The organism is Streptomyces sp. GS7 (assembly GCF_009834125.1).
Lineage (GTDB): Bacteria > Actinomycetota > Actinomycetes > Streptomycetales > Streptomycetaceae > Streptomyces.
On sequence record NZ_CP047146.1, the window covers coordinates 8,630,806 to 8,651,962 of the forward strand.

The 21,157-nt window shown below is 70.9% G+C and carries 20 protein-coding genes and 1 tRNA gene; 9 read left to right on the forward strand and 12 right to left on the reverse strand.

Annotated features, from left to right (window positions below):
- Nucleotides 1-4 precede the first annotated feature (4 nt).
- The 3 genes from GR130_RS37545 to nth form a co-directional block, all read right to left on the reverse strand.
- Nucleotides 5-1,204, reverse strand: a complete 1,200-nt coding sequence (locus GR130_RS37545) for a MarP family serine protease (protein WP_159508902.1) — start codon at nt 1,202-1,204, stop codon at nt 5-7.
- Between the two features lie 13 nt (nt 1,205-1,217).
- Entirely contained in the window at nt 1,218-1,925 is a 708-nt protein-coding gene (locus tag GR130_RS37550; protein ID WP_159508903.1) for an NUDIX hydrolase, read from the reverse strand.
- Between the two features lie 97 nt (nt 1,926-2,022).
- Nucleotides 2,023-3,003 (reverse strand): endonuclease III, encoded by a 981-nt coding sequence (gene nth, locus GR130_RS37555; protein ID WP_159508905.1) that lies wholly within the window; start codon nt 3,001-3,003, stop codon nt 2,023-2,025.
- Nucleotides 3,004-3,386: 383 nt separating this feature from the next.
- On the opposite strand from nth, the gene GR130_RS37560 reads away from it, so the two are divergent.
- Together GR130_RS37560 and GR130_RS37565 are read left to right on the forward strand one after the other, a co-directional pair.
- Nucleotides 3,387-4,061, forward strand: a complete 675-nt coding sequence (locus GR130_RS37560) for a Crp/Fnr family transcriptional regulator (RefSeq protein WP_006604164.1) — start codon at nt 3,387-3,389, stop codon at nt 4,059-4,061.
- Between the two features lie 113 nt (nt 4,062-4,174).
- Entirely contained in the window at nt 4,175-5,008 is an 834-nt protein-coding gene (locus GR130_RS37565; RefSeq protein WP_159508907.1) for a nucleotidyltransferase domain-containing protein, read from the forward strand.
- Between the two features lie 42 nt (nt 5,009-5,050).
- Here the strand turns inward: GR130_RS37565 and GR130_RS37570 are convergent, their stop codons facing one another.
- The 4 genes from GR130_RS37570 to GR130_RS37585 all read right to left on the reverse strand — a co-directional run bounded on the left by GR130_RS37570 (nt 5,051) and on the right by GR130_RS37585 (nt 7,502).
- Nucleotides 5,051-5,881 (reverse strand): MBL fold metallo-hydrolase, encoded by an 831-nt coding sequence (locus GR130_RS37570; protein ID WP_159508909.1) that lies wholly within the window; start codon nt 5,879-5,881, stop codon nt 5,051-5,053.
- Nucleotides 5,878-6,792, reverse strand: a complete 915-nt coding sequence (locus GR130_RS37575) for an NUDIX hydrolase (protein WP_159508911.1) — start codon at nt 6,790-6,792, stop codon at nt 5,878-5,880. Before GR130_RS37575 ends, GR130_RS37570 begins: the two co-directional genes overlap by 4 nt.
- Before the next feature lie 90 nt (nt 6,793-6,882).
- On the reverse strand, nt 6,883-7,347 hold the full coding sequence (locus GR130_RS37580; protein ID WP_159508913.1) for a RidA family protein: 465 nt from the start codon (nt 7,345-7,347) through the stop codon (nt 6,883-6,885).
- Nucleotides 7,344-7,502: a DUF4177 domain-containing protein gene (locus GR130_RS37585; protein ID WP_019992579.1), complete on the reverse strand. Its 159-nt coding sequence runs from the start codon at nt 7,500-7,502 to the stop codon at nt 7,344-7,346. The genes GR130_RS37580 and GR130_RS37585 overlap by 4 nt, the downstream gene beginning before the upstream one ends.
- A 176-nt stretch (nt 7,503-7,678) precedes the next feature.
- Here GR130_RS37585 and GR130_RS37590 point away from each other — a divergent pair, with 176 nt between their 5' ends.
- A complete protein-coding gene (locus tag GR130_RS37590) occupies nt 7,679-8,656 on the forward strand; it encodes an ArsA family ATPase (protein ID WP_159508915.1) in 978 nt (325 codons plus the stop codon).
- Nucleotides 8,653-10,065, forward strand: a complete 1,413-nt coding sequence (locus GR130_RS37595) for an ArsA family ATPase (protein WP_159508917.1) — start codon at nt 8,653-8,655, stop codon at nt 10,063-10,065. Before GR130_RS37590 ends, GR130_RS37595 begins: the two co-directional genes overlap by 4 nt.
- A 59-nt stretch (nt 10,066-10,124) precedes the next feature.
- Here GR130_RS37595 and GR130_RS37600 read toward each other — a convergent pair whose 3' ends face one another.
- Complete coding sequence (locus tag GR130_RS37600; RefSeq protein WP_043265402.1) at nt 10,125-10,469, reverse strand: WhiB family transcriptional regulator; 345 nt, start codon at nt 10,467-10,469, stop codon at nt 10,125-10,127.
- Nucleotides 10,470-10,850: 381 nt separating this feature from the next.
- Here GR130_RS37600 and GR130_RS37610 point away from each other — a divergent pair, with 381 nt between their 5' ends.
- Nucleotides 10,851-13,040, forward strand: coding sequence for a transglycosylase domain-containing protein (locus tag GR130_RS37610; protein WP_159508919.1), 2,190 nt, complete (start codon nt 10,851-10,853; stop codon nt 13,038-13,040).
- Between the two features lie 150 nt (nt 13,041-13,190).
- Here GR130_RS37610 and GR130_RS37615 read toward each other — a convergent pair whose 3' ends face one another.
- A complete protein-coding gene (locus GR130_RS37615; RefSeq protein ID WP_159508920.1) occupies nt 13,191-13,655 on the reverse strand; it encodes a GatB/YqeY domain-containing protein in 465 nt (154 codons plus the stop codon).
- A gap of 161 nt (nt 13,656-13,816) precedes the next feature.
- Between GR130_RS37615 and GR130_RS37620 the strand changes: the two genes are divergently transcribed.
- The 3 genes from GR130_RS37620 to GR130_RS37630 all read left to right on the forward strand — a co-directional run bounded on the left by GR130_RS37620 (nt 13,817) and on the right by GR130_RS37630 (nt 17,153).
- A complete protein-coding gene (locus tag GR130_RS37620; protein WP_159508922.1) occupies nt 13,817-14,743 on the forward strand; it encodes a metallophosphoesterase in 927 nt (308 codons plus the stop codon).
- Nucleotides 14,744-14,851: 108 nt separating this feature from the next.
- Nucleotides 14,852-14,925, forward strand: a tRNA-Pro gene (locus GR130_RS37625).
- Between the two features lie 323 nt (nt 14,926-15,248).
- Entirely contained in the window at nt 15,249-17,153 is a 1,905-nt protein-coding gene (locus GR130_RS37630; protein ID WP_159508924.1) for a competence protein CoiA family protein, read from the forward strand.
- 193 nt (nt 17,154-17,346) lie between these two features.
- Here GR130_RS37630 and GR130_RS37635 read toward each other — a convergent pair whose 3' ends face one another.
- The 3 genes from GR130_RS37635 to GR130_RS37645 all read right to left on the reverse strand — a co-directional run bounded on the left by GR130_RS37635 (nt 17,347) and on the right by GR130_RS37645 (nt 19,685).
- Nucleotides 17,347-18,861, reverse strand: a complete 1,515-nt coding sequence (locus GR130_RS37635) for a LacI family DNA-binding transcriptional regulator (RefSeq protein ID WP_159508926.1) — start codon at nt 18,859-18,861, stop codon at nt 17,347-17,349.
- A gap of 47 nt (nt 18,862-18,908) precedes the next feature.
- A complete protein-coding gene (locus GR130_RS37640; protein WP_159508927.1) occupies nt 18,909-19,271 on the reverse strand; it encodes a DNA-binding protein in 363 nt (120 codons plus the stop codon).
- A gap of 162 nt (nt 19,272-19,433) precedes the next feature.
- Nucleotides 19,434-19,685 (reverse strand): helix-turn-helix domain-containing protein, encoded by a 252-nt coding sequence (locus tag GR130_RS37645; protein ID WP_159508929.1) that lies wholly within the window; start codon nt 19,683-19,685, stop codon nt 19,434-19,436.
- A gap of 592 nt (nt 19,686-20,277) precedes the next feature.
- Here GR130_RS37645 and GR130_RS37650 point away from each other — a divergent pair.
- On the forward strand, nt 20,278-21,156 hold the full coding sequence (locus GR130_RS37650) for a helix-turn-helix domain-containing protein (RefSeq protein WP_159508930.1): 879 nt from the start codon (nt 20,278-20,280) through the stop codon (nt 21,154-21,156).
- Nucleotide 21,157: the final 1 nt, after the last annotated feature.

The window sequence follows — 21,157 nt, forward strand, 5'->3', positions numbered from 1 at the left end:
GGCCTCAGATCGCGCAGCCCTCCGTGTCGACCTGCTGGGTCGCCGTACGACCCTTGGCGATGTCCTGGCGGACCTCGTCGGCCGTCAGCGCATAGCCGGTGTGCGAGTCGTCCAGCGACTTCGCGAAGACCACGCCGTAGACGTCGCCCTTCGTCGTCAGCAGCGGGCCGCCGGAGTTGCCCTGCCGGACCGTGGCGTAGAGGGAGTAGACATCGCGGCCGATCGTGCCGCGGTGGTAGATGTCCGGGCCGTTGGCCTGGATACGGCCACGGATCCGGGCCGGGCGGACGTCGTAGGAGCCGTTCTCCGGGAAGCCGGCGACGATGGCGCTGTTGCCGGTCGCGGCGTCCTTCGTGGCGAACTTCAGCTCCGGGGCGCGCAGCTGCGGGACGTCCAGGACCGCGATGTCACGCTCCCAGTCGTAGAGCACGACCTTGGCGTTCAGCGGCAGCCCCTCGCCGCCCACCTGGACCTTCGGGTCGGTGACACCGCCGACGACGTGGGCGTTGGTCATCACCCGGTGCGGCGCGAACACGAAGCCGCTGCCCTCCAGGACCTTGCCGCAGCTGGGCGCCCTGCCGACGATCTTGACGATGCTGTGCTTGGCGTCCGCCGCCACCGCGCCGTTGGCCAACTGCGGGTCGGGCGCCGGGACCGAGGTGATCGGCTCGTTGGAGAACGGCGTGAAGACCTGCGGGAAGCCGTTCTGCGCGAGCGCCGAGGAGAAGTCCGCGAACCAGGTGCTGGCCTGCGGGGGCATGACCTGGGAGACGCCCAGCAGCACCTTGGAGTTGCGGACCTCCTTGCTGAGCGTCGGCAGGGACGTCCCGGCGAGGGCGGAGCCGATCAGCCAGGCGACCAGGAGCATCGCCATGACGTTGACCAGCGCGCCGCCGGTCGCGTCCAGCGCCCGCGCCGGTGTCCAGGTGATGTGGCGGCGCAGTTTGTTGCCGAGGTGGGTGGTGAGCGCCTGGCCGACGGACGCGCAGACGATCACGATGGCGACCGCCGCGATGGCCGCGAAGGTGCCGGGTTTGGCGTCGTCGGTGACCTCGTTCCAGATCACGGGCAGCAGATACACCGCGATCAGGCCACCCCCGAGGAAGCCGATCACGGACAGGATGCCGACGACGAAGCCTTGCCGGTACCCGACGATCGCGAACCACACGGCCGCGATCAGCAGCAGGATGTCCAGGACGTTCACGCCGGACACCGTCTCACGAGCGCCAGTCGAGCGGGACCTGCTTGTCGCGGTCCCATGCAATCTCCCAGCCCGCGTAGTGCAGGATCCGGTCGATCACTCCGGCGGTAAAACCCCAGACCAGGGCGTTCTCGACACGAAACGCCGGGCCGGTGTGGCCGCTGGGATGGCGCGTGGTGACCCGATGCGCGGGGTCCGTGAGATCCGCCACGGGAACCGTGAAGACCCGCGCGGTCTCCGCCCGGTCCACCACGCCCACCGGGCTCGGCGTACGCCACCAGCCCAGGACGGGCGTCACGACGAAGCCGCTGACCGGGATGTAGAGCCGCGGCAGCACCCCGAAGACCTGGACCCCGGACGGATCGAGGCCGGTCTCCTCCTGGGCCTCCCGCAGCGCCGCCCGCACCGGACCGGGCCCGTCCGGGTCGCCGTCCTGCGGGTCGAGCGCGCCGCCTGGGAAGGAAGGCTGGCCCGCATGGGAGCGCAGGGTGCCGGCCCGCTCCATCAGGAGCAGCTCCGGCCCGCGGGGTCCGTGGCCGAAGAGGATCAGCACCGCGGACTGCCGGCCGCCGTCCTCCGGCGGCAGGAACCTGCTGAGCTGGCGCGGCTCTATCGTTCCCGCCGCACGGGCCACCGGGGCCAGCCACTCGGGCAGGCCCTCGGCCGTGACCGCGACCTCCCGGCCGGCCGCCGCCTCGCCGTACTGCTCCCGTGCACTCGTCATACGCGCCCCCTCAGGCATCGCGTCGATGGTCGGTGTCCCCTCGTGAAGCGGTCCCCGTGGTCCCCGCAGGCCCCGCGCTCGGTCGCGCCGTTCGCCGTTACGCGCTCGCCAGCGGGGGCGCGGGCTGCCCCGGATAGCCGGCCGGCGGCCTCAGCCGCTGCCCCGGCTGGCCGCCCAGCTCGTACTTGAGCAGCTTCCTCGCCTTGTCCGGGTCCGTCTCGCCCTCGCCGTACGCGGGGCACAGCGGGGCGATGGGGCAGGCCCCGCAGGCGGGCTTGCGGGAGTGGCAGACGCGGCGGCCGTGGAAGACGACGCGGTGCGAGAGCATCGTCCACTCGCCCTTGGGGAAGATCGCCGCGACATCGGCCTCGACCTTCTCCGGGTCCTCCTGGGTCGTCCAGCCGAAGCGGCGGGCCAGCCGGCCGAAGTGCGTGTCGACGGTGATCCCGGGGACGCCGAAGGCATTGCCGAGCACCACGTTGGCGGTCTTGCGGCCGACGCCGGGGAGCGTGACGAGATCCTCCAGGCGGCCCGGGACCTCGCCGCCGAAGCGGTCGCGCAGCGCGGTGGAGAGGCCGATCAGGGACTTCGCCTTGGCGCGGAAGAAGCCGGTCGGCCGGATCAGCTCCTCCAGCTCCTCCGGGGCGATCGCGGCCATGTCCTCGGGCGTCGGGCAGACGGCGAACAGCCTCGGGGTGGTCTGGTTGACCCTCAGGTCGGTGGTCTGCGCGGAGAGGACCGTCGCGACCAGCAGCTCGAAGGGGTTGGTGAAGTCCAGCTCCGGATGGGCGTACGGATACAGCTCGGCCAGCTCGCGGTTGATCCGGCGGGCCCGCCGCACCATCGCCACCCGCGACTCCGGCTTGCGCGCGGCCGCCTTCCGGGCGGGGGGCGCGGTGACCGCCTTCTTCGCCACGGTCTTCTTGGCCGCCGTCTTCTTCGCCACCGTCTTCTTGGCAGGTGCCGCGGCCGTCGTCGCAGCCGTCGTCACGGCCTTCTTCGCGGGCGCCTTCTTGGCCGGGGCCTTCTTCGCGGCGGCCTTCCCGGCCGTTGTCCGCTTCGCGGGGGATTCCTTCACGGACGCCTCCTTTGCCTCGGGTTGCGACGCGCCGGGCGGGCGCTCCGCCGGCTTGCGCCCGGTCGTCACCCTGGAGGGCGATTTGCTACTTTTATCTGTATTCAAGACGCCTGTGGAACGCTGTTCGCCCACAGCGGAATCGCGTCCTGCGCTCACTCTGTCGGCCCCCCAGTCCTCTGCTCTCACCGGCGTATTGGACACTCGGCCAGACTAAGGCCACCCACTGACATCCGACCCGATCACCAGGATTCGTGACCCCAATCGGCCCCCTGCCGTATGGCTTGGGCCACGGGTCCGGCAAACTTGTGATTGATCGCACTGTTTTGCATTCCGGCATGATGGGGACCACAGTCCCCCGGAGCATGTCGACAAGGAGAGATCTCGTGGACGACGTTCTGCGGCGCGCACCGCTCTTCGCGGCGCTCGATGACGAGCAGGCGGCCGAGCTGCGCGCCTCGATGGGAGAGGTCACGCTCGCCCGCGGCGACGCCCTGTTCCACGAAGGGGACCCCGGCGACCGCCTCTACGTGGTCACCGAGGGCAAGGTGAAGCTGCACCGCACCTCCCCGGACGGTCGGGAGAACATGCTCGCCGTGCTCGGCCCGGGTGAGCTGATCGGTGAGCTTTCGCTCTTCGACCCGGGCCCCCGTACGGCCACCGCCTCCGCCCTCACGGAGGTCAAGCTGCTCGGCCTGGGCCACGGCGACCTCCAGCCCTGGCTCAACGCCCGCCCCGAGGTGGCCACCGCCCTGCTGCGCGCGGTCGCCCGGCGGCTGCGCAAGACCAACGACCAGATGTCCGACCTGGTCTTCTCGGACGTGCCGGGCCGCGTGGCGCGCGCCCTGCTCGACCTGTCGCGCCGCTTCGGTGTGCAGTCCGAGGAAGGCATCCATGTCGTGCACGACCTGACGCAGGAGGAGCTGGCCCAGCTGGTCGGCGCCTCCCGGGAGACCGTCAACAAGGCGCTCGCGGACTTCGCGGGCCGCGGCTGGCTGCGCCTGGAGGCGCGCGCCGTGATCCTGCTGGACGTCGAGCGGCTGGCCAAGCGCTCGCGCTGACGCCTCCCGTCCACGCCACCACACCAAGGGCCCCGCTCCGGCGGGGCCCTTGGCCGTGCGCGCCCCGGACAATGCGCTCGCGGCCCGCTGCCCCGCCCCGCCATAGTGGCGCCATGGACAGCGGCAGCGGCCCCCATGGCCCCGGACTCGACCAGGACGGCTGCTTCGTACGGGAAGGGGCCCTGAATCAGGTGCCCGCGGCGTTCGCTCCCGTGGTGGCGGGGCTGGCCGACCGACTGACCGCCCGCTTCCCGCCCGGCAGGGTGGTCAGCAGCTATCTCTACGGCAGCATCCCGCGCGGCACCGCCGTCCCCGGGGTGTCCGACCTCGACGCCCTCCTCGTCCTGCGGGACGAGCCCGGTGACGCCGACAAGGCCGCCGCCCGGGCCGTCGAGGCGGAGCTGGACGCTGCCTTCCCGCAGATCGACGGCGCAGGGATCCTGCTGATCGGGCGGGACCGGCTGCTCAGCGAGCAGGAGCGGTACGACGGGGCCTGGTTCGTGGCCTGTCTGTGCACCCCGCTCAGCGGGCCGGACGTGACCGCCGGGCTGCCCCGCTACCGCCCCACCTCGCTCCTCGCCCGGGAGACCAACGGCGACCTCTTCCGCCGGCTGCCGGGCCTGCGCGAGCGGGCCGCCGCGGCCGCCTCCGAGGAGGAGCGCACCCGGCTGACCCGCGGGGTGGCCCGGAACCTCGTACGGACCGGGTTCACCCTGGTGATGCCGCGCTGGGGCGGCTGGACCAGCGACCTCGCCGAGTCCGCCGAGGTGTTCGGCCGCTACTACCCGGCGCACGCCGAGCAGATGCGCGCCGCGGCACGCGCCGCCCGGGCGCCCGCCGCCTACCCCGGGCTGCTGACCGAGCTGCTCTCCGGACTCGCGCCCTGGCTCGCGGAGGAGTACCTGGCCGTCCACGGGGCGAAGGCCCCCCGCCCGCAGGCGCCCTGACGCGGCCTCCGCCCCGGGTGACCTGGATCAGCCCGTGCTCGGCTAGATCAGCCCGTGCTCGTCCAGGTAGTCCAGCTGGGCCCGCACCGACAGCTCGGCGGCCGGCCACAGGGAGCGGTCGACGTCCGCGTACACGCTCGCCACGACCTCGGCGGGGGTGCGGTGGCCGGCCTCGACCGCGGTCTCCACCTGGGCGAGCCGGTGAGCCCGGTGCGCCAGGTAGAACTCCACCGCCCCCTGGGCGTCGTTCAGCACCGGCCCGTGACCCGGCAGGACCGTGGAGACGCCGTCGTCGACGGTGAGGCAGCGCAGCCGGCGCAGCGAGTCCAGGTAGTCGCCCAGCCGGCCGTCGGGGTGGGCGACCAGGGTGGTGCCCCGCCCCAGGATCGTGTCGCCCGTCAGGACCGCGCCGTCGGCGGGCAGGTGGAAGGAGAGCGAGTCCGCGGTGTGCCCCGGGGTGGGCACCACCCGTAGCTCCAGGCCCCCGGTGGTGACGACATCGCCCGCTTCGAGCCCCTCGTCCCCCAGACGCAGCGCCGGGTCCAGCGCCCGTACGGAGGTGCCGGTCAGCTCGGCGAAGCGCGCGGCCCCGTCGGCGTGATCGGGGTGCCCGTGGGTGAGCAGGGTCAGCGCGACGCGCTGCCCGGCCCGTTCGGCGGTGTCGACGACGGCACGGAGGTGGCCCTCGTCGAGCGGCCCGGGGTCGATGACGACGGCGAGGCCGGAGTCCGGCTCGGCGACGATCCAGGTGTTGGTGCCGTCCAGCGTCATCGCCGACGGGTTCGGGGCCAGGACGCAGTACGCGCGCGGGGTGGCCCGGCCCGAGACGACTTCGCCGCGGGGCTGGCCCGGGAGGGCGGCTGCTTCGGTCATGCGGGGGTTCCTCCCGAGGGGCCGGTGGTGGCCGACGGCCCGTCGCCGGTCGTCGCGATGTGCTTGGTGAACTCGTCGTGGCCCGGCCAGCTCAGCACGATCTCGTCGCCCACCAGGCGGGCCCTGGCCAGCACCGGCGTCAGGTCCTGCGCCGCCGCCGCGGCCAGCGCGTCCGCGGCGGCGGCGTACGGCTGGAGCGCCCGCAGCGTGGAGATCGTCGGCGGCATCATCAGCAGCTCGCCGCGGTCGTAGCCGGCGGCGGCCTCCTCGGGCCGGATCCACACCGTGCGGTCCGCCTCCGTGGAGACGTCCCGGGTGTGCTGGCCCTCGGGGAGCACCGCGACGAAGAAGAACGTGTCGTAGCGGCGCGGTTCGAACTCCGGGGTGATCCAGCGCGCCCAGGCGGCCAGCAGGTCGGACCGCAGCACCAGCCCGCGGCGCCGCAGGAACGCGGCGAAGGACAGCTCGTGGGCGACCAGCGCCGCGCGGTCCGCCTCCCAGTCCTCGCCGGTGGTGTCCGCGACGACCGTGGTGGCCGAGTCCCCCGCGAGCAGCACGCCCGCCTCCTCGAAGGTCTCGCGCACGGCGGCACAGACGATGGCCTGCGCGGTGGCCGGCTCGACGCCCAGCCGCACCGCCCATTCGGCGCGCGAGGGCCCCGCCCACTCCACCGGGCGCTCGTCCCGCGGGTCGACGGAGCCGCCCGGATAGGCGTACGCGCCTCCGGCGAAGGCCATGGAGGCGCGTCTGCGCAGCATGTGGACGGCGGGGCCGCCGGTACCGGTGTCCCGCAGCAGCAGGACCGTGGCGGCCCTTCGGGGCGCGGCCGGCGTCAGCCCACCGTTGGCGAGCGCCCGGATACGGTCCGGCCATTCCGGCGGATACCACTGGCCATTGGTCGTCGACGACATGGCCGGATGCTATGCGCTCGCGCGCGGATGTTCGAGGGTCCCTCAGGTGCGAGGGCGGCATCCGGACGCGAGCGCACCACGGGCGAGCCGCTATTCGGCGATCTCGACCAGGATCTCCACCTCGACCGGCGCGTCCAGCGGCAGCACCGCCACACCGACCGCGGAGCGGGCGTGGACGCCCTTGTCGCCCAGGATCTCGCCGAGCAGCTCGCTGGCGCCGTTGACGATGCCCGGCTGCCCGGTGAAGTCCGGCGCGGAGGCCACGAACCCGACGACCTTCACGACCCGCTCGATCTTGTCGAGGTCGCCGATGACGGACTTGACGGCGGCCAGCGCGTTCAGCGCGCAGACCGCGGCGAGTTCCTTGCCCTGCTCGGGGCTGACCTCGGCACCGACCTTGCCGGTGACGGGCAGCGAGCCGGCCACCATGGGCAGCTGGCCGGAGGTGTGGACGTACGCGCCGGAGCGCACCGCGGGCTGGTACGTGGCCAGCGGAGGCACGACCTCCGGCAGCTTCAGGCCCAGCGACGCGATCTTGTCCTCTACGCCGCTCACGGCTTCTCCCGCTTCAGGTAGGCCACCAACTGCTCGGGGTTGTTCGGGCCGGGCACGACCTGGACCAGCTCCCAGCCGTCCTCGCCCCAGGTGTCCAGAATCTGCTTGGTCGCGTGCACGAGCAGCGGCACGGTCGCGTATTCCCACTTGGTCATGGCCCGAGCGTAATGCCTGCGCCCGGCCGCGCCGCCGCCGCCCGACCCCGGCCCTGCCACGGCGCCCCCTAGGGCACATCCCCGACGCCGTCCCCGACAGGCGCGCGGCGGATCTCCGGGTAGTCCCGGGCGTATCCCGTGCGTAGCCGGGACGCGGACTGGTTAGGCTCCTTGGCGTGAGCAGGCTCCATGTCGTCAGCGGCAAGGGCGGCACCGGCAAGACCACGGTCGCCGCTGCCCTCGCCCTCGCCCTGGCCACCGAAGGGCGCCGTACCCTCCTGGTCGAGGTCGAGGGCCGGCAGGGCATTGCCCAGCTGTTCGAGACCGAGGCGCTTCCCTACGAGGAGCGCAAGATCGCGGTGGCCCCGGGCGGCGGGGAGGTGCACGCCCTCGCGATCGACGCCGAGCGCGCCCTGCTGGACTACCTCCAGATGTTCTACAAGCTCGGCAGCGCCGGCCGGGCCCTGAAGAAGCTCGGCGCGATCGACTTCGCCACCACCATCGCGCCCGGCCTGCGGGACGTGCTGCTCACCGGCAAGGCGTGCGAGGCCGTCCGCCGTAAGGACAAGAGCGGCGCGTTCGTCTACGACGCGGTGGTGATGGACGCCCCGCCCACCGGCCGCGTCACCCGGTTCCTGAACGTGAACGACGAGGTCGCCGGCCTGGCCAAGATCGGCCCGATCCACAATCAGGCGCAGGCCGTGATGCGGGTCCTCAAGTCGCCCGAGACCGCGGTGCATCTGGTGACCCTCCTGGAGGAGATGCCGGTCCAGGAGACCGCCGACGGCATCGCCGAGCTGCGCGCCGCCAACATCCCCGTGGGCGGCGTCGTCATCAATATGACCCGCCCCGCCCTGCTGGACAACGGCGACCTCGACGTCGCCGCCCGCGGGGCCCGTACGGGCATCGCCAAGGCGCTGTCCCAGGCCGGTCTGGGCGGCGCCCGCCGCGGCGGCCTCGCCGACCGCCTGATCGCCCCCCTGCTGGAGCAGGCGCGCGAGCACGCCGAGCGGGTCGAGCTGGAGCGTGCCGAGTACGCCGAGCTGACCGCGCTCGGCCTGCCCACCTACGAGTTGGGGCTGCTCCCCGAGGGAGTGGACCTCGCCGGGCTCTACGGCCTGGCCAGAGACCTGCGGAGACAGGGGCCCATATGACCTCGGACGACACGACGCTGGACGCCTCGGCCCCGTGGCTGGAGGTCGACGCCGTGATCGACGATCCGCGCACCCGCATCGTGGTGTGCTGCGGCTCGGGCGGCGTCGGCAAGACCACCACCGCCGCGGCGCTGGGCGTGCGCGCCGCCGAGCGCGGCCGGAAGGTCGTGGTGCTCACCATCGACCCGGCCCGGCGGCTGGCGCAGTCCATGGGCATCTCGGAGCTCGACAACGTCCCGCGCCGGGTCAAGGGCGTCGACGAGACCGCGGGCGGCGAACTGCACGCGATGATGCTGGACATGAAGCGCACCTTCGACGAGATCGTCGAGGGCCATGCGGACGCCGAGCGGGCCCGCGCCATCCTGGAGAACCCCTTCTACCAGTCCCTGTCGGCCGGTTTCGCGGGCACCCAGGAATACATGGCCATGGAGAAGCTCGGCCAGCTCCGCGCGAACGACGAGTGGGACCTGATCGTCGTGGACACCCCGCCGAGCCGTTCCGCGCTGGACTTCCTCGACGCGCCCAAGCGCCTGGGCTCCTTCCTGGACGGCAAGTTCATCCGGATCCTGATGGCGCCCGCGAAGGTCGGCGGCCGGGCCGGCATGAAGTTCCTCAATGTCGGCATGTCGATGATGACCGGCACCCTCAGCAAGCTGATGGGCGGCCAACTCCTCCGCGACGTCCAGACGTTCGTGGCCGCCATGGACACCATGTTCGGCGGCTTCCGCACCCGCGCGGACGCCACGTACCGGCTGCTCCAGGCGCCCGGTACGGCGTTCCTGGTGGTGGCCGCGCCGGAGCGGGACGCGCTGCGCGAGGCGGCGTACTTCGTCGAGCGGCTGGCCGCCGAGCAGATGCCGCTGGCCGGTCTCGTACTGAACCGCGTGCACGGCAGTGGCGCGGCCCAGTTGAGCGCCGAGCGCGCGCTGGCCGCCGCGGAGGCCCTGACGGAGACGCTGGTCGCGGAGAGGGACGCGGACGGGGACCCGGCCGCGGATCCGGACGCCGCGGAAGCGGGCCGGCCCTCCGGCGGGACCGCCCCCAACTCCCCTTCCGACGACCCGAGTTCCCCGGTCGTCGAAAATCTTGGGCCGGGCGGCATTGTGGATCTCGACGGCGGGAAGAATGGATCACGTACCGCCGGCGGCCTCTCCCCCGCTGCCGCGGCGGAGCAGGCGTCATCACCTTCGGCCTCGGCGGCGCAACTCGCCGCCGGGCTGCTGCGGTTGCACGCGGAACGTATGCAGGTCCTCGCGCGCGAACGGCGCACCCGTGACCGCTTCACCGCGCTGCATCCCGAGGTCCCGGTCGCGCAGGTCGCGGCGCTGCCCGGCGACGTCCACGACCTCGCGGGCCTGCGCGCGATCGGCGACCGCCTGGCCGTGCGGCCCGACGACGCCGACGCCTGAACCGCAGCGGCGAACGGCCGCGGCGGCGACATGACCGCACACGCGGTCCGGCGGGCGGCCTATCCGACCGCGGCGTACTCGTCGTCGAACACCTCGTCCTCGCAGTCCACCGGCAGGATGCCGGTGCTGCGCTCGTATTCCGTACGTGCTGTCTCCAACAGGCGGCGCCATGACGTCACGGTCGGGCGGCGGCGCAGCAGCGCCCTCCGCTCGCGTTCGGTCATTCCGCCCCACACACCGAACTCCACCCGGTTGTCCAGGGCATCGGCCAGGCACTCCGTGCGCACCGGACACCCGGTGCACACCGCCTTGGCGCGGTTCTGCGCCGCCCCCTGCACGAAAAGTTCATCCGGATCGGTAGTGCGGCAGGCTGCCTGTGCACTCCAGTCGGTTACCCAGCCCATGCTGGCGCCGTCCTCTCCCGAATCGAGGCTCCCCCACGGCGGCAAACGGCATATTCACCGTTGCCAGTTGAGGACGTTACGGAAGGCGGGCAGGGCGCAACACCCCCTTCGGGCCCAATCTTGAATGGCCCGAACGGACTATGCGTACGCGGCAGATCACCCAACGGAGTGACCGCACGACATACGCCACTTACCTCCCAAGCGGGACACTTCGCTGTGATGGCAAGGGATTTATGGCACACAGCGGGCATGTGGGGCACAGCCCGAGGGAGGAGTAGGGGTTGACGAACCGAGGTGTAGCCGTTCCGCTGTGGCGGATGGGAACAGGCTAAACGAACAGGTGCGCCCCTGTCCGGCGATTGAGAACGTAGGCTGCTCCCCATGGCTAAGAAGCGCGTGGGCGGAGGTCGGTCCAAGACCCAGCAGGCCGCCAAGTTCCTCGGTGTCAGCGTCCTCGCCGGAGCGGTACTGGCCGGCATCGCGCTCCCGGCGGCCGGCGCGCTCGGCCTCGCGGCCAAGACGTCCGTCCAGGGCTTCGACGACATCCCGGCCAACCTCAGGACGCCGCCGCTCAGTCAGCGCACCACCATCCTGGACGCCGACGGCGGCGAGATCGCGAAGGTCTACTCCCGCGACCGCACGGTCGTCGGCCTCAAGGACATGTCGCCCTACGTCCAGCAGGCGATCGTCGCCATCGAGGACGCCCGCTTCTACAAGCACGGCGCCATCGACCTCAAGGGCATCCTGCGCGCGGTCAACAAGAACGCCCAGTCCGGCAGCGTCGCCCAGGGCGCGTCCACCCTGACCCAGCAGTACGTGAAGAACGTCTTCATCGAGGAGGCCGGCGACGACCCGGACAAGGTCGCGCAGGCCACCCAGCAGACGATCGGCCGCAAGGTCAAGGAGCTGAAGTACGCGATCCAGTTGGAGGAGAAGCTCGGCAAGCGCAAGATCCTGCAGAACTACCTCAACATCACGTTCTTCGGTGAGCAGGCGTACGGCGTCGAGGCCGCGGCGCAGCGCTACTTCAGCAAGCCCGCCAAGGACCTGAGCCTGGAGGAGTCGGCCCTGCTGGCCGGCATCGTGCAGTCGCCGAGCCGCTACGACCCGGTCAACCACCTGCACGAGGCGACCGTGCGCCGCAACACCGTGCTGCGGCGGATGGCCGACCTCAAGGACATCACCCGCGCACAGGCCGACGCCGCCGCCGCGAAGCCGATCCAGCTGAAGGTCAGCCGCCCGCAGAACGGCTGCATCACCGCCGGCAGCGGCGCCGGCTTCTTCTGCGACTACGTCCGCGAGGTGCTGCTCAACGACAAGACGTTCGGCGCGACCCGCGAGATCCGCTCGCAGCGCTGGAACGAGGGCGGGCTGACCATCCGCACCACCCTCGACCCGCAGACCCAGAAGTCGATCCAGGCGTCGCTGAGCAAGCACGTCTACGACGACGACCCGGTGGCCGCCGCCGCGACCGTCGTCCAACCGGGCACCGGCAAGATCCTCGGCATGGGACAGTCCCGGCCGTACGGCTTCGGCACGAACCAGACCCAGATCAACCTCTCGGTCAACCACAGCATGGGCGGCGGCGCCGGCTACCAGCCCGGCTCGACCTTCAAGCCGGTGATCGCGGCGGCGGCCCTGGAGCAGGGCACCAGCCCGTACCAGCAGTACCCCTCGCCGTACAAGATGCCGTACCCGAGCCCGGTCCAGACGTGCACCGGCGAGTGGCAGGGCCACGACACCGCCGAGAACGAGAACCCGCAGGAACACGGCCCGTACGCCATGAAGGAGGCGACCGCGAAGTCGGTCAACACCTACTACGTACAGCTGATCAGCGACATGGGCATCTGCCCCGCGGTCAAGATGGCCGAGAAGATGGGAATCCAGCGGGCCGACGGCAAGCCGCTGAAGCAGGTTCCCTCCATGGCCCTCGGCGGCCAGGAGATGTCCCCGCTGACCATGGCCGGGGCGTACGCCACCTTCGCCAACGAGGGCACGTACTGCTCCCCGGTCGCCATCGAGTCGATCACCGACGCCCAGGGCCGGTCGCTGAAGGTCCCGCAGACCACGTGCCACAGCGCGATGTCCAAGAAGACCGCGGACACGGTCAACGCCCTCCTCAAGGGCGTCGTCGAGGACGGCACCGGCAAGGAGGCCGGCCTCCAGGGCCGCGACAGCGCCGGCAAGACCGGAACGACGGACAACCGCTACGCCGCCTGGTTCGTGGGCTACACCCCGAACGCGGCCGGCGCGGTCTGGGTCGGCGACCCGCGGCACCAGCGCCAGATGTACAACATCACCATCGGCGGCGTCGCGCACGACAAGGTCTACGGCGCGGACACCCCCGGCCCCATCTGGCGCGACGCGATGTCCGGCGCGCTGGCGGGCCGCCCCGCGCCGGCGCTGCCCACCGTCCCGATCGACGACCCGGCGGGCGGCGACGGCGACAACAACCAGGGGCAGGACAAGCCCAAGCCGAACCCCGGCCACGGCGGCGACAACAAGCCCGGGGGCGGCTGGCACCTTCCGGGCTTCCCCGACATCCTGGGCGGCCTCAACGGAGGCTGGTGACCCACCGGGCGGCCCCCGCCCACGAGCCCGCCGGCTCCACCAGAGCACACGGCACACGGCACACGGCACTCCACCACGACATACAGAAGGGGCGCCCTCATCACGAGGGCGCCCCTTCCGCGCTTCCGCTTCCGCGCTTCCGTCCGGACCTCAGCCGGCGAGCAGCTTCTTCACCACCGCGGCGACCCGGCCGCCGTCGGCCCGGCCCGCCACCTGCGGGTTGACGATCTTCATCACGGCGCCCATCGCGCGCGGCCCCTCGGCACCGGCCCCCTGGGCCTCCGCCACGGCCGCCGCGACCAGCTGCTCCAGCTCGTCATCGGTCAGCGGCTTGGGCAGATACACAGCGAGCAGTTCGCCCTCCGCCCGCTCCCGCTCCGCGGATTCGGCCCGTCCGGCCTTGTCGAACGCCTCCGCGGCCTCCCGGCGCTTCTTCGCCTCCCGCGCGATGATCTTCTCGACCTCGCCGTCGGACAGCTCACGCGCCTGGGTGCCGGCCACCTCCTCCTTCTGGATGGCGGTCAGCGTGAGACGGAGGGTGGCGGAACGCAGCTCGTCACGCGCCTTGATCGCAGCGGTGAGGTCGTCCCGGAGCTTGGCCTTGAGCGTGGTCATGCCGTCGAGTATGCCCTCACCCACCGGCAACCGCCGCGCCTTTTCCCCGCCGCGCGCCCCGTCCCCTCACCCCCTCCCGAATACCCCCGCCATCCCCCGTCCCCCGTCCCGACGATCAAGGGCGTCGCCCCACCCCACCGCCACTCTGCGACCATGGACACATGCGCGCGCGATACGGAGTACCCCTGTCCCTGACCGCAGTCGGTGCGGCCGGCCTGGCCTATGCCGCCGGCTTCGAAGCCCGCTCCTTCCGCCTGCGGCGCGTCACCGTGCCCGTACTGCCCCGCGGTATGCGGCCGTTGCGCGTCCTCCAGGTCTCCGACATCCACATGGTCAGCGGGCAGCGCAAGAAACAGCGCTGGCTCCAGTCGCTCGCCGGGCTCCGCCCCGACTTCGTCGTCAACACCGGCGACAACCTCTCCGACCCCGAGGCCGTGCCCGAGACCCTGGACGCCCTCGGCCCCCTGATGGAGTTCCCCGGCGCCTACGTCTTCGGCTCCAACGACTACTACGGCCCCCGGCTGCGCAACCCCGCCCGCTATCTGCTCGAGAAGGTCCAGGGCCGGCACGGCCTGAACGGCAACGCCCCCGTCGTCGGCGCCGTCCACAACCCCTGGGAAAACCTGCGCGACGCCTTCGACGCGGCCGGCTGGGTCGGCCTCTCCAACTCCCGCGGGCGCCTCAAGCTGGAGGGCGCCGAGATCGCGCTGACCGGACTGGACGACCCGCACATCAAGCGCGACCGCTACGCCGAGGTCGCCGGCGGCCCGGAATCCGGCGCCGACCTCTCCGTGGCCGTCGTCCACGCGCCGTACCTGCGCTCTCTGGACGCCTTCACCGGCGACGGCTACCCACTGATCCTCGCCGGCCACACCCACGGCGGCCAGCTCTGCGTCCCCTTCTACGGCGCCCTCGTCACCAACTGCGACATCGACACCCGGCGCGCCAAGGGCCTCTCCAGCCACACCGCCGACGGCCACACCTCCTACCTCCACGTCTCCGCCGGCTGCGGCACCAACCGCTACACCCCGGTCCGCTTCGCCTGCCCCCCGGAAGCCACCCTGCTCACCCTCACCCCCCACGACTGACCGCCCCGAAGGCCGTCGGCCGGGGCTCTTCCACCACCCCGGCCCCGGCCTCCCCGGAACCGGATTTCACCTACGGGGATCAGTCCGCTAAAGTAGAGCTCGTTGCTTCGGGGTGTAGCGCAGCTTGGCAGCGCGCTTCGTTCGGGACGAAGAGGTCGTGGGTTCAAATCCCGCCACCCCGACTGAAGGAACACCAGGTCAGGGGCCTGATCCACTCAGTGGATCAGGCCCCTGACTCGTTTCCAGGGCCCTTTTGGGAGCCGTTTGGGAGCCGACTTCGGGATGCGGCTCCCAGCGGGCTCCCCGCTCTGGGCGGCGGGCTTGCGAGTTCTCACCGTGTGCTGACCGCGAGTGGCCGTTCTGACACCATTGCTGGCACTGGTCGTCTTGCGCCGCTTCCCGCCGCCGGAGGTCTATCGCCATGCCGCTACAAGCCGCGGATCACCGTCGGGTTCAAACGGCAGTCATAGGCAGTAAAGACTCCGATCTCGCGATCATCCTCCCCATGGAGGCGGCAGAGCTGACGCGCTGGCGGCAACAGCACCCCAGGTACACGTATTGGTGCGGCACGCTGCTCGGCGGCTGCGGAGAGCCGCTGACCGACCGCCGCTATCACTCGAAGGTCTGCCACTTCGCGCACCACCCACATCACACCTGCACTCGCACAGCCAATGGGGAGGACAGCGCCGACCACCTGTTCATGAAGCGGGCCCTGCACAACTGGATAGGGAGCCAGGGCTTCAAGGGGGCAGTGCATCTACACAAGAACACCGCCGCCCCCGGCAGCACGATCGATGTCGATCTGCAGGGCAGCCCGCGTCGGCTGCGTTTCCGTCTGCGGCCGGACAACAGTGGTTCATGGGGGCTCGGTTCCGACAAGGCAGACGCCCTGGGTGAGGGGGAAGCAGATTGGATCTTCGGGCTGGGTGGCCCCACGCCTGAGGAGTTTCTGGACGACGCCGGCTATGTCTTCCGCATCCGGTTCGAGACCCAGGGAGCCGAGCGGTGCCCCTACCTCGGCGTACAACAGCGCGGTCGGGCCCCCGAGTGGACGCCGTTCGCCGACGCGGCCCTGACGGTCGACGGACTTTCGACGCCAGCAGTCGAGGAGATCCGAGCCGCGCGCAGACGGTCCAAGGCGGGCACCGGAAGCAGCGGCACACGAAAGCCATCGCCCGAAACATCGCTCGCTGAGCGCCGAACGGTTCGGCACATGAACCAGGAAGAACTGGTCGTCGCACTTCGAGACGCCTTGGAGCTGGACGCGCGCTGGGCGATCAAGCCCACCTGGGAACGCCTGGGTCAGATGATCGGCGTGGACTTCAGCCGGTACAGCGACGCGGATCTCGTCGGACTGCTCACCGAGGTCGACACCCCGTTCTCACAGGATGATCCCGTGCTGTCTGCCCTCATACGGACCAACGCCAGCGAGCCGCTGCCGTACCTGGTCCGCGTCCTCGACGGCCTTGGGCTGGGCAGGCCGTCATCAGCTCCTCACCTGAAGCGGTGGGCACAACGGGAAGCGGACCGCGCGTTCGCGAAGTACGGGATCCCCGCACGCACAATGCCACCGACGCTGCCGCTCGATGCAGCAGTGCCCGAGGTCCCCGTCGTCCTCCCTCACTCCCCTCGCCGGGGCGCAACCGCGCGGAACCGACGGTCTGTCACACAGCACGACCAGACGCCCACTGCTTGGAAGCGTCTGCAACGTCTGATCACCGAAGGGCAGGAGTTGCTCGGTGGCACACGGGGCAAGAGTGCTGCGCGCCTGAAGCGAGAACTCCGAACCGCACGCCGTTTATTGGAAGGCACACGGCGCACCCGGCTCAACAGTCGCGGGCTCAATGTCCTATGGGAGACGAGCGCTCTGCTTGAGACTGCGATCGCGGGGGCTCGGAAGGCAGCCCATCAGAACCAGAAGACATCCGGCGAGGGTAGAGGGCCGAGCCCCTCGGTTGAGCCGTCGAAGCCGGATGACCAGCAGCGTGCCGCCCGGCCCTCGAAGGTCAAACGGACTGCTGTCCCGGTCTCAAGCCAAGATCTACGCCAGCGGCTGATCTCCGTCGCGCAGGCAGGCAGCACCACACACTGGCTGCTGCTGGCCGGCGGAAAGAGCACTCCACAGGAAGTGCGCCTCACGCTGCTGTCACAGGCCGAGGACCGCTCGGAAGGCGACGCACCGCTGCTGTCTGCCTTGGTCGTGGCTCCCGACGGCGGCCCGGTCCCGTACTTCCGGGAGATTCTGAAGAGCGTCGGACTCGCTGTGCCACAGTCCAACGAAGCGCTGTTGAAGATCTGGCACCGCGAGCAGGAACGCGCGCACGCAGCCTACGCGGACCCTCCTCGGCCAGTACCGCCCAGACTTGTCCCCAGGAAGGCCGCTGCCGACGCTGCGCAGAAGCCCGCCTGAGGCTGGCTGAAGAGCCAATTCGGGGAGGCACCTACGGCGGGCTGTCCGGGCGCCCGACAGTCAGGAGCGCCACCACAGTGGGCGCCCGAGCCGTTCCCTGAGGGAACACGCGGCCTGTTCCCTCAGGGAACAGCCTGCTTGTCCCCTGAGGAAACAGGCCCGGTGATATGACGTCGGCACCGAGGCCCGGGGGCTACTGGACACCCGCGCGTGCGCGCAGGAGCTCGTTGAGCACACGCACCGGCGATATGGGACACATCGAGAGCCGAGCGTCGAGTGCCGCCTCCCACTGCTCGGTCAGACCGGCCATGAGGCGCCGACGCATGCCGGGCGTGACGTGGGCGTAGCGCGCCGAGACCGATCCGTCGAGGTGGCCCATGCGCTCGTCCATGAGGACCTTCTCGGTGCCGAGGTCCTCCATCATCGTCCGGTGTGTGTGACGGAGGCCGTGGGGCGTGAGGCCCTTGGCAATCGGGAGCCAGCAAGTGTCGGCCCGTTCGCTGGCATTGCGTCCTCGTGCCGGAACGCCGGGCCACGGCTCACCGAGCAGCGGCACGGGCCTTGCCTCCTGCGGGGCCTTCTTCGGATACCAGCCGGAGGCCGCCGGGGTGAACAGCCAGGTGGCAAAGCCGTTTCGACGCCAGTGAGCCGCGTGCCCAGACACCGCACCGCACCGCACGAACCCAAGGTCGGCGATGGCCTGCTCCACACGCGCTCGCGTAGCTTCAGCGACCCGGTCGGGGCGGTTGAGGACGTTGGACACCGTCCCCGTGGAGACCCCGGCCAGGCGCGCGACGTCGACAAGCTTTGCCCCCTGGTGACCACCGGTACGTGCCGCACCCTGTCCTCGGAAGACGTACGTCCTGCCATGGCACGGGCACGGCGTCGGCTTCGTACGGGCGATGTGGTTGGCGACCAGGGCGGACAGCCAGACCGTCGAGTCGATGGTGCGGTAGCTGTCGTCCTTGGGCGGGCAGCGCAGCAGCTCGCCGGTGTCGAGTTCGTACAGCTGCCACTCGACGCGGAACGCTCCGGGGCGGACGAACTCGGTTTCCAGGCCGACGATTTCGCCCCAGCGCTTGCCGGTGTACCCCTTGAGGACCACGGCGACGAACTCGTCGTCGCGGCCGGAGAGCAGGGCAGCCCGCTCGGCGGTCAGCAGAATGCCGAGCGCGTCGGTGATGACCTTCTCCGGGCCACGGCCACGGGAGCGGCCGGCGCGCTTGCCGCGCCCACGCCGCCTGGCCGCCGGATTGGACGCGATCAGGCCCTCGTCGATCGCGTCCTCGAAGATCAGGTGGAGCGTCGAGCGCCAGGTCTTGACGCTGGAGGCCGCGTACACGGCCTTCTCCTTCTTCTCCCACAAGTCGACGTCCGTGCGCAGGACGCCCGCGAGCGCCTTGTCCTCGAACTCGGGGAGCAGATGCTCCTCGATGTGGCGCCTGTAGTTCTGCATCGTCGAGGCAGCCAGATCCTGGGCCTCGTACCAGCGGCTCGCGTACTCGCCGAAGGTCTCCTGGCCCAGTGCCGGGTCGCGCCAGTCGCCCCGTCGGTACTTGTTCTCGGCCTCGCTCGCGGCGCGCTGGGCCTCGCCCTTGGTCGCGAACCTGATCGCCTTGCCGCTCTCGTCGACGACCGTGAGGTGCTTGCTGGGCGCGATCTTGTACCGGCCGCGCCAGTAGTTTCCGCGCTTCTCCGCGAAACCCAACTTCCGTCTTCCTCCCCTGGCTTTGGCTTGTGGCTGGCGCGGGCGCGCTACGCGACGGTCTCGTACTGGGTACGGCGCGGCGGCCGAGCCCGCAGACGCCCCGTCGTCAGGACCGCAGTAGGCCGACGAAGCTGGGAGACACGGGCTCGTGCGGCGGGAGGTGTCGCCCCTGCCGGAACGGCAGCCGCGTCGTCGGGGGATCGTGTCGGGCGCTCCTCGTAGAGGCGGACGATCTCGGCCAGGTGTTCGGCGGTGAAGCGGTACGCGCGGCCGACGCGGGTGTGCGGAATGAGGCTGCGACGGGCGCGGTCCTTGACCCACCAGGCAGAGCAGCCGAGGGCCTCGGCGATCTCCTCGGGGAGGTAGAGGCGGGGCAGTGTCGACGCGGTGTGCGGGAGGGCAGGAGGCATGGGCTCTTGGCGCAAGAGGGTTCCTATCTGGAGCGATGGTGCGAGGGGGACGCACCGGGGTGGATCGCTCGGGTACGTACGGGCGAGGGAAGTGGGAGGTGGCGGAAGGGTGTTGCCCCGGTCACCGACTGCTCGGCGGGAGCGATGCAGCGTCTGCGGCGGCTAGCACTCCCCGGCGAGCAGGGCCAGCGGGGAGACGCCGAGGGCGGCCGCGATGGCGACGAGGTCGTCGACGTCGCAGCGTCGGCGCCGGCGTTCGATGCGGGAGATGGTCGTAACGGTCATGGGGCGGCCCAGCTCGGTCGCGCGGGCGGCCAGCTGTCTTTGAGCGATTCCGCGCATGGTGCGGGCGCGCTCGATGGCGCGGGCGGTCCGATTTCCGGCCGGGCCTATTTCAAGAGGGTTTTGCTGCACGGATCTGTTGTAGCTCCGAAAGACCGGTTTTGCTAACCGCTGACCCGCTGCTATATTCCGCCGCTTTGTTGTCAGATCCCCTAGGTCACCGCCGGAAAAGGGCGGAACATAGCATGGGATCCCCGGTTGACGAAATCACGGAGCGTCAGGTCGCCCACGCCGATGGGCGACCACCCCGAAAGGATCATCATGCCTGGTCAGGGGACATGTCGCGCTCCGCGCGAGGTCTGACGGAATCGCCACCGAAGCATTGCGAGCTACTGTCCCTATTTGTCCCACCGCTCCGCTGGGTGATTTCGCTAACCGGGGATCCGGGTCTAACGTTTTAATTCCCCGCACACGACGTGTTCGCCGTGAGCTGTTTGCTTTCTCGGTGGAATGCTGGACTTGCGCGGGCGGATGTGGCTGTCTTGTCCAGGCGCCCGGAACACTGTTTCCGGGGCACGGGGAAACTCGACACGCCACAGCCGCGGCCAAGGCGACCTCGTGCACACCAGCGCGGGCCTCGCCGGCAACTCCACGCCGCAGCCCTCCCCAAACCCCCGAAGCGGACTGCCCGCACCTCCCCACCTGACCTAGGAGCCGCCAACCGATGAGCAAAGACGCCCGCGAGTGGGTCTGGGAGAACAGCGCCAGCAAGGGCAACGCCCGGCTGGTGATGCTCTCCATCGCCGACCGCGTCGCCGACGAGAAGTGTGTCGCCTACGCCACGGTGCCCAGCCTGATGGAGCGCACGGGGGCCTCCCGGTCCACCGTCCGTGACGCTCTGGACATGCTGGTGCGCTGCGGTGAGCTGGAGGAGGCCGACGATCTCCAGGGCCCGTACCGCGCCACCGTGTACTGGCTGCCGCGAGCGGCCTACCTCATCGCGAACGCGTCGCGCCCCGAAGACACTCCCACCGTCGAGCCCAGGAAGCCCGACCGCAACACACCCGGCCTGCGACGGTACGGAATCCGCCCCCGAAAGGGGCTGGAATCCAGCCCCTCGAAGGACCAGGATCCGGCACCTCCAGAAAACGACACGGACCGGAATCCAACCCCTCCAGGGACCGGAATCCAGCCCATGGAGGGACCGGAATCCAGCCCCCAGAACCGTAGTGAACCGAAGGTGAACCGTAGGTACAGCAGCAGTGCCACCACCCTCACCTCGGCCACCGACTGGGAGATCGACGCGGAGACCCGCGCCTGGGCGCAGCAGCAGGGGCACCTCGCCCGCCTCGGCGAACACGGCATCCACGCCGCCGACGCGAAGTGGCGCTCCTACCGGGCGGCCTGGCCACCGCGCCCGGCCACCGCGTGGGCTGCCGACTGGCGCACCTGGATCGCCCGCGAACACAGCCCCGCACCGAGCCGCCCGAGCCTCTACGCCCTGCCCGGCGGCACCCCTGCCCCCACGGCCGGCATGACCCGCGCCGAGGCACACACCGCCGCCCTGCTCGCCGCCCTCGAAGAACCGACCGGAACGGAATAAC

What these genes read in the sequence shown, in the direction of transcription:
- GR130_RS37550 (WP_159508903.1), bottom strand. Translation starts at nt 1,925, where the DNA reads ATGACGAGTGCACGGGAGCAGTACGGCGAGGCGGCGGCCGGCCGGGAG.
- GR130_RS37565 (WP_159508907.1), top strand. Translation starts at nt 4,175, where the DNA reads ATGGACAGCGGCAGCGGCCCCCATGGCCCCGGACTCGACCAGGACGGC.
- GR130_RS37570 (WP_159508909.1), bottom strand. Translation starts at nt 5,881, where the DNA reads ATGACCGAAGCAGCCGCCCTCCCGGGCCAGCCCCGCGGCGAAGTCGTC.
- GR130_RS37575 (WP_159508911.1), bottom strand. Translation starts at nt 6,792, where the DNA reads ATGTCGTCGACGACCAATGGCCAGTGGTATCCGCCGGAATGGCCGGAC.
- GR130_RS37585 (WP_019992579.1), bottom strand. Translation starts at nt 7,502, where the DNA reads ATGACCAAGTGGGAATACGCGACCGTGCCGCTGCTCGTGCACGCGACC.
- GR130_RS37595 (WP_159508917.1), top strand. Translation starts at nt 8,653, where the DNA reads ATGACCTCGGACGACACGACGCTGGACGCCTCGGCCCCGTGGCTGGAG.
- GR130_RS37600 (WP_043265402.1), bottom strand. Translation starts at nt 10,469, where the DNA reads ATGGGCTGGGTAACCGACTGGAGTGCACAGGCAGCCTGCCGCACTACC.
- GR130_RS37610 (WP_159508919.1), top strand. Translation starts at nt 10,851, where the DNA reads ATGGCTAAGAAGCGCGTGGGCGGAGGTCGGTCCAAGACCCAGCAGGCC.
- GR130_RS37615 (WP_159508920.1), bottom strand. Translation starts at nt 13,655, where the DNA reads ATGACCACGCTCAAGGCCAAGCTCCGGGACGACCTCACCGCTGCGATC.
- GR130_RS37620 (WP_159508922.1), top strand. Translation starts at nt 13,817, where the DNA reads ATGCGCGCGCGATACGGAGTACCCCTGTCCCTGACCGCAGTCGGTGCG.
- GR130_RS37630 (WP_159508924.1), top strand. Translation starts at nt 15,249, where the DNA reads ATGGAGGCGGCAGAGCTGACGCGCTGGCGGCAACAGCACCCCAGGTAC.
- GR130_RS37640 (WP_159508927.1), bottom strand. Translation starts at nt 19,271, where the DNA reads ATGCCTCCTGCCCTCCCGCACACCGCGTCGACACTGCCCCGCCTCTAC.
- GR130_RS37650 (WP_159508930.1), top strand. Translation starts at nt 20,278, where the DNA reads ATGAGCAAAGACGCCCGCGAGTGGGTCTGGGAGAACAGCGCCAGCAAG.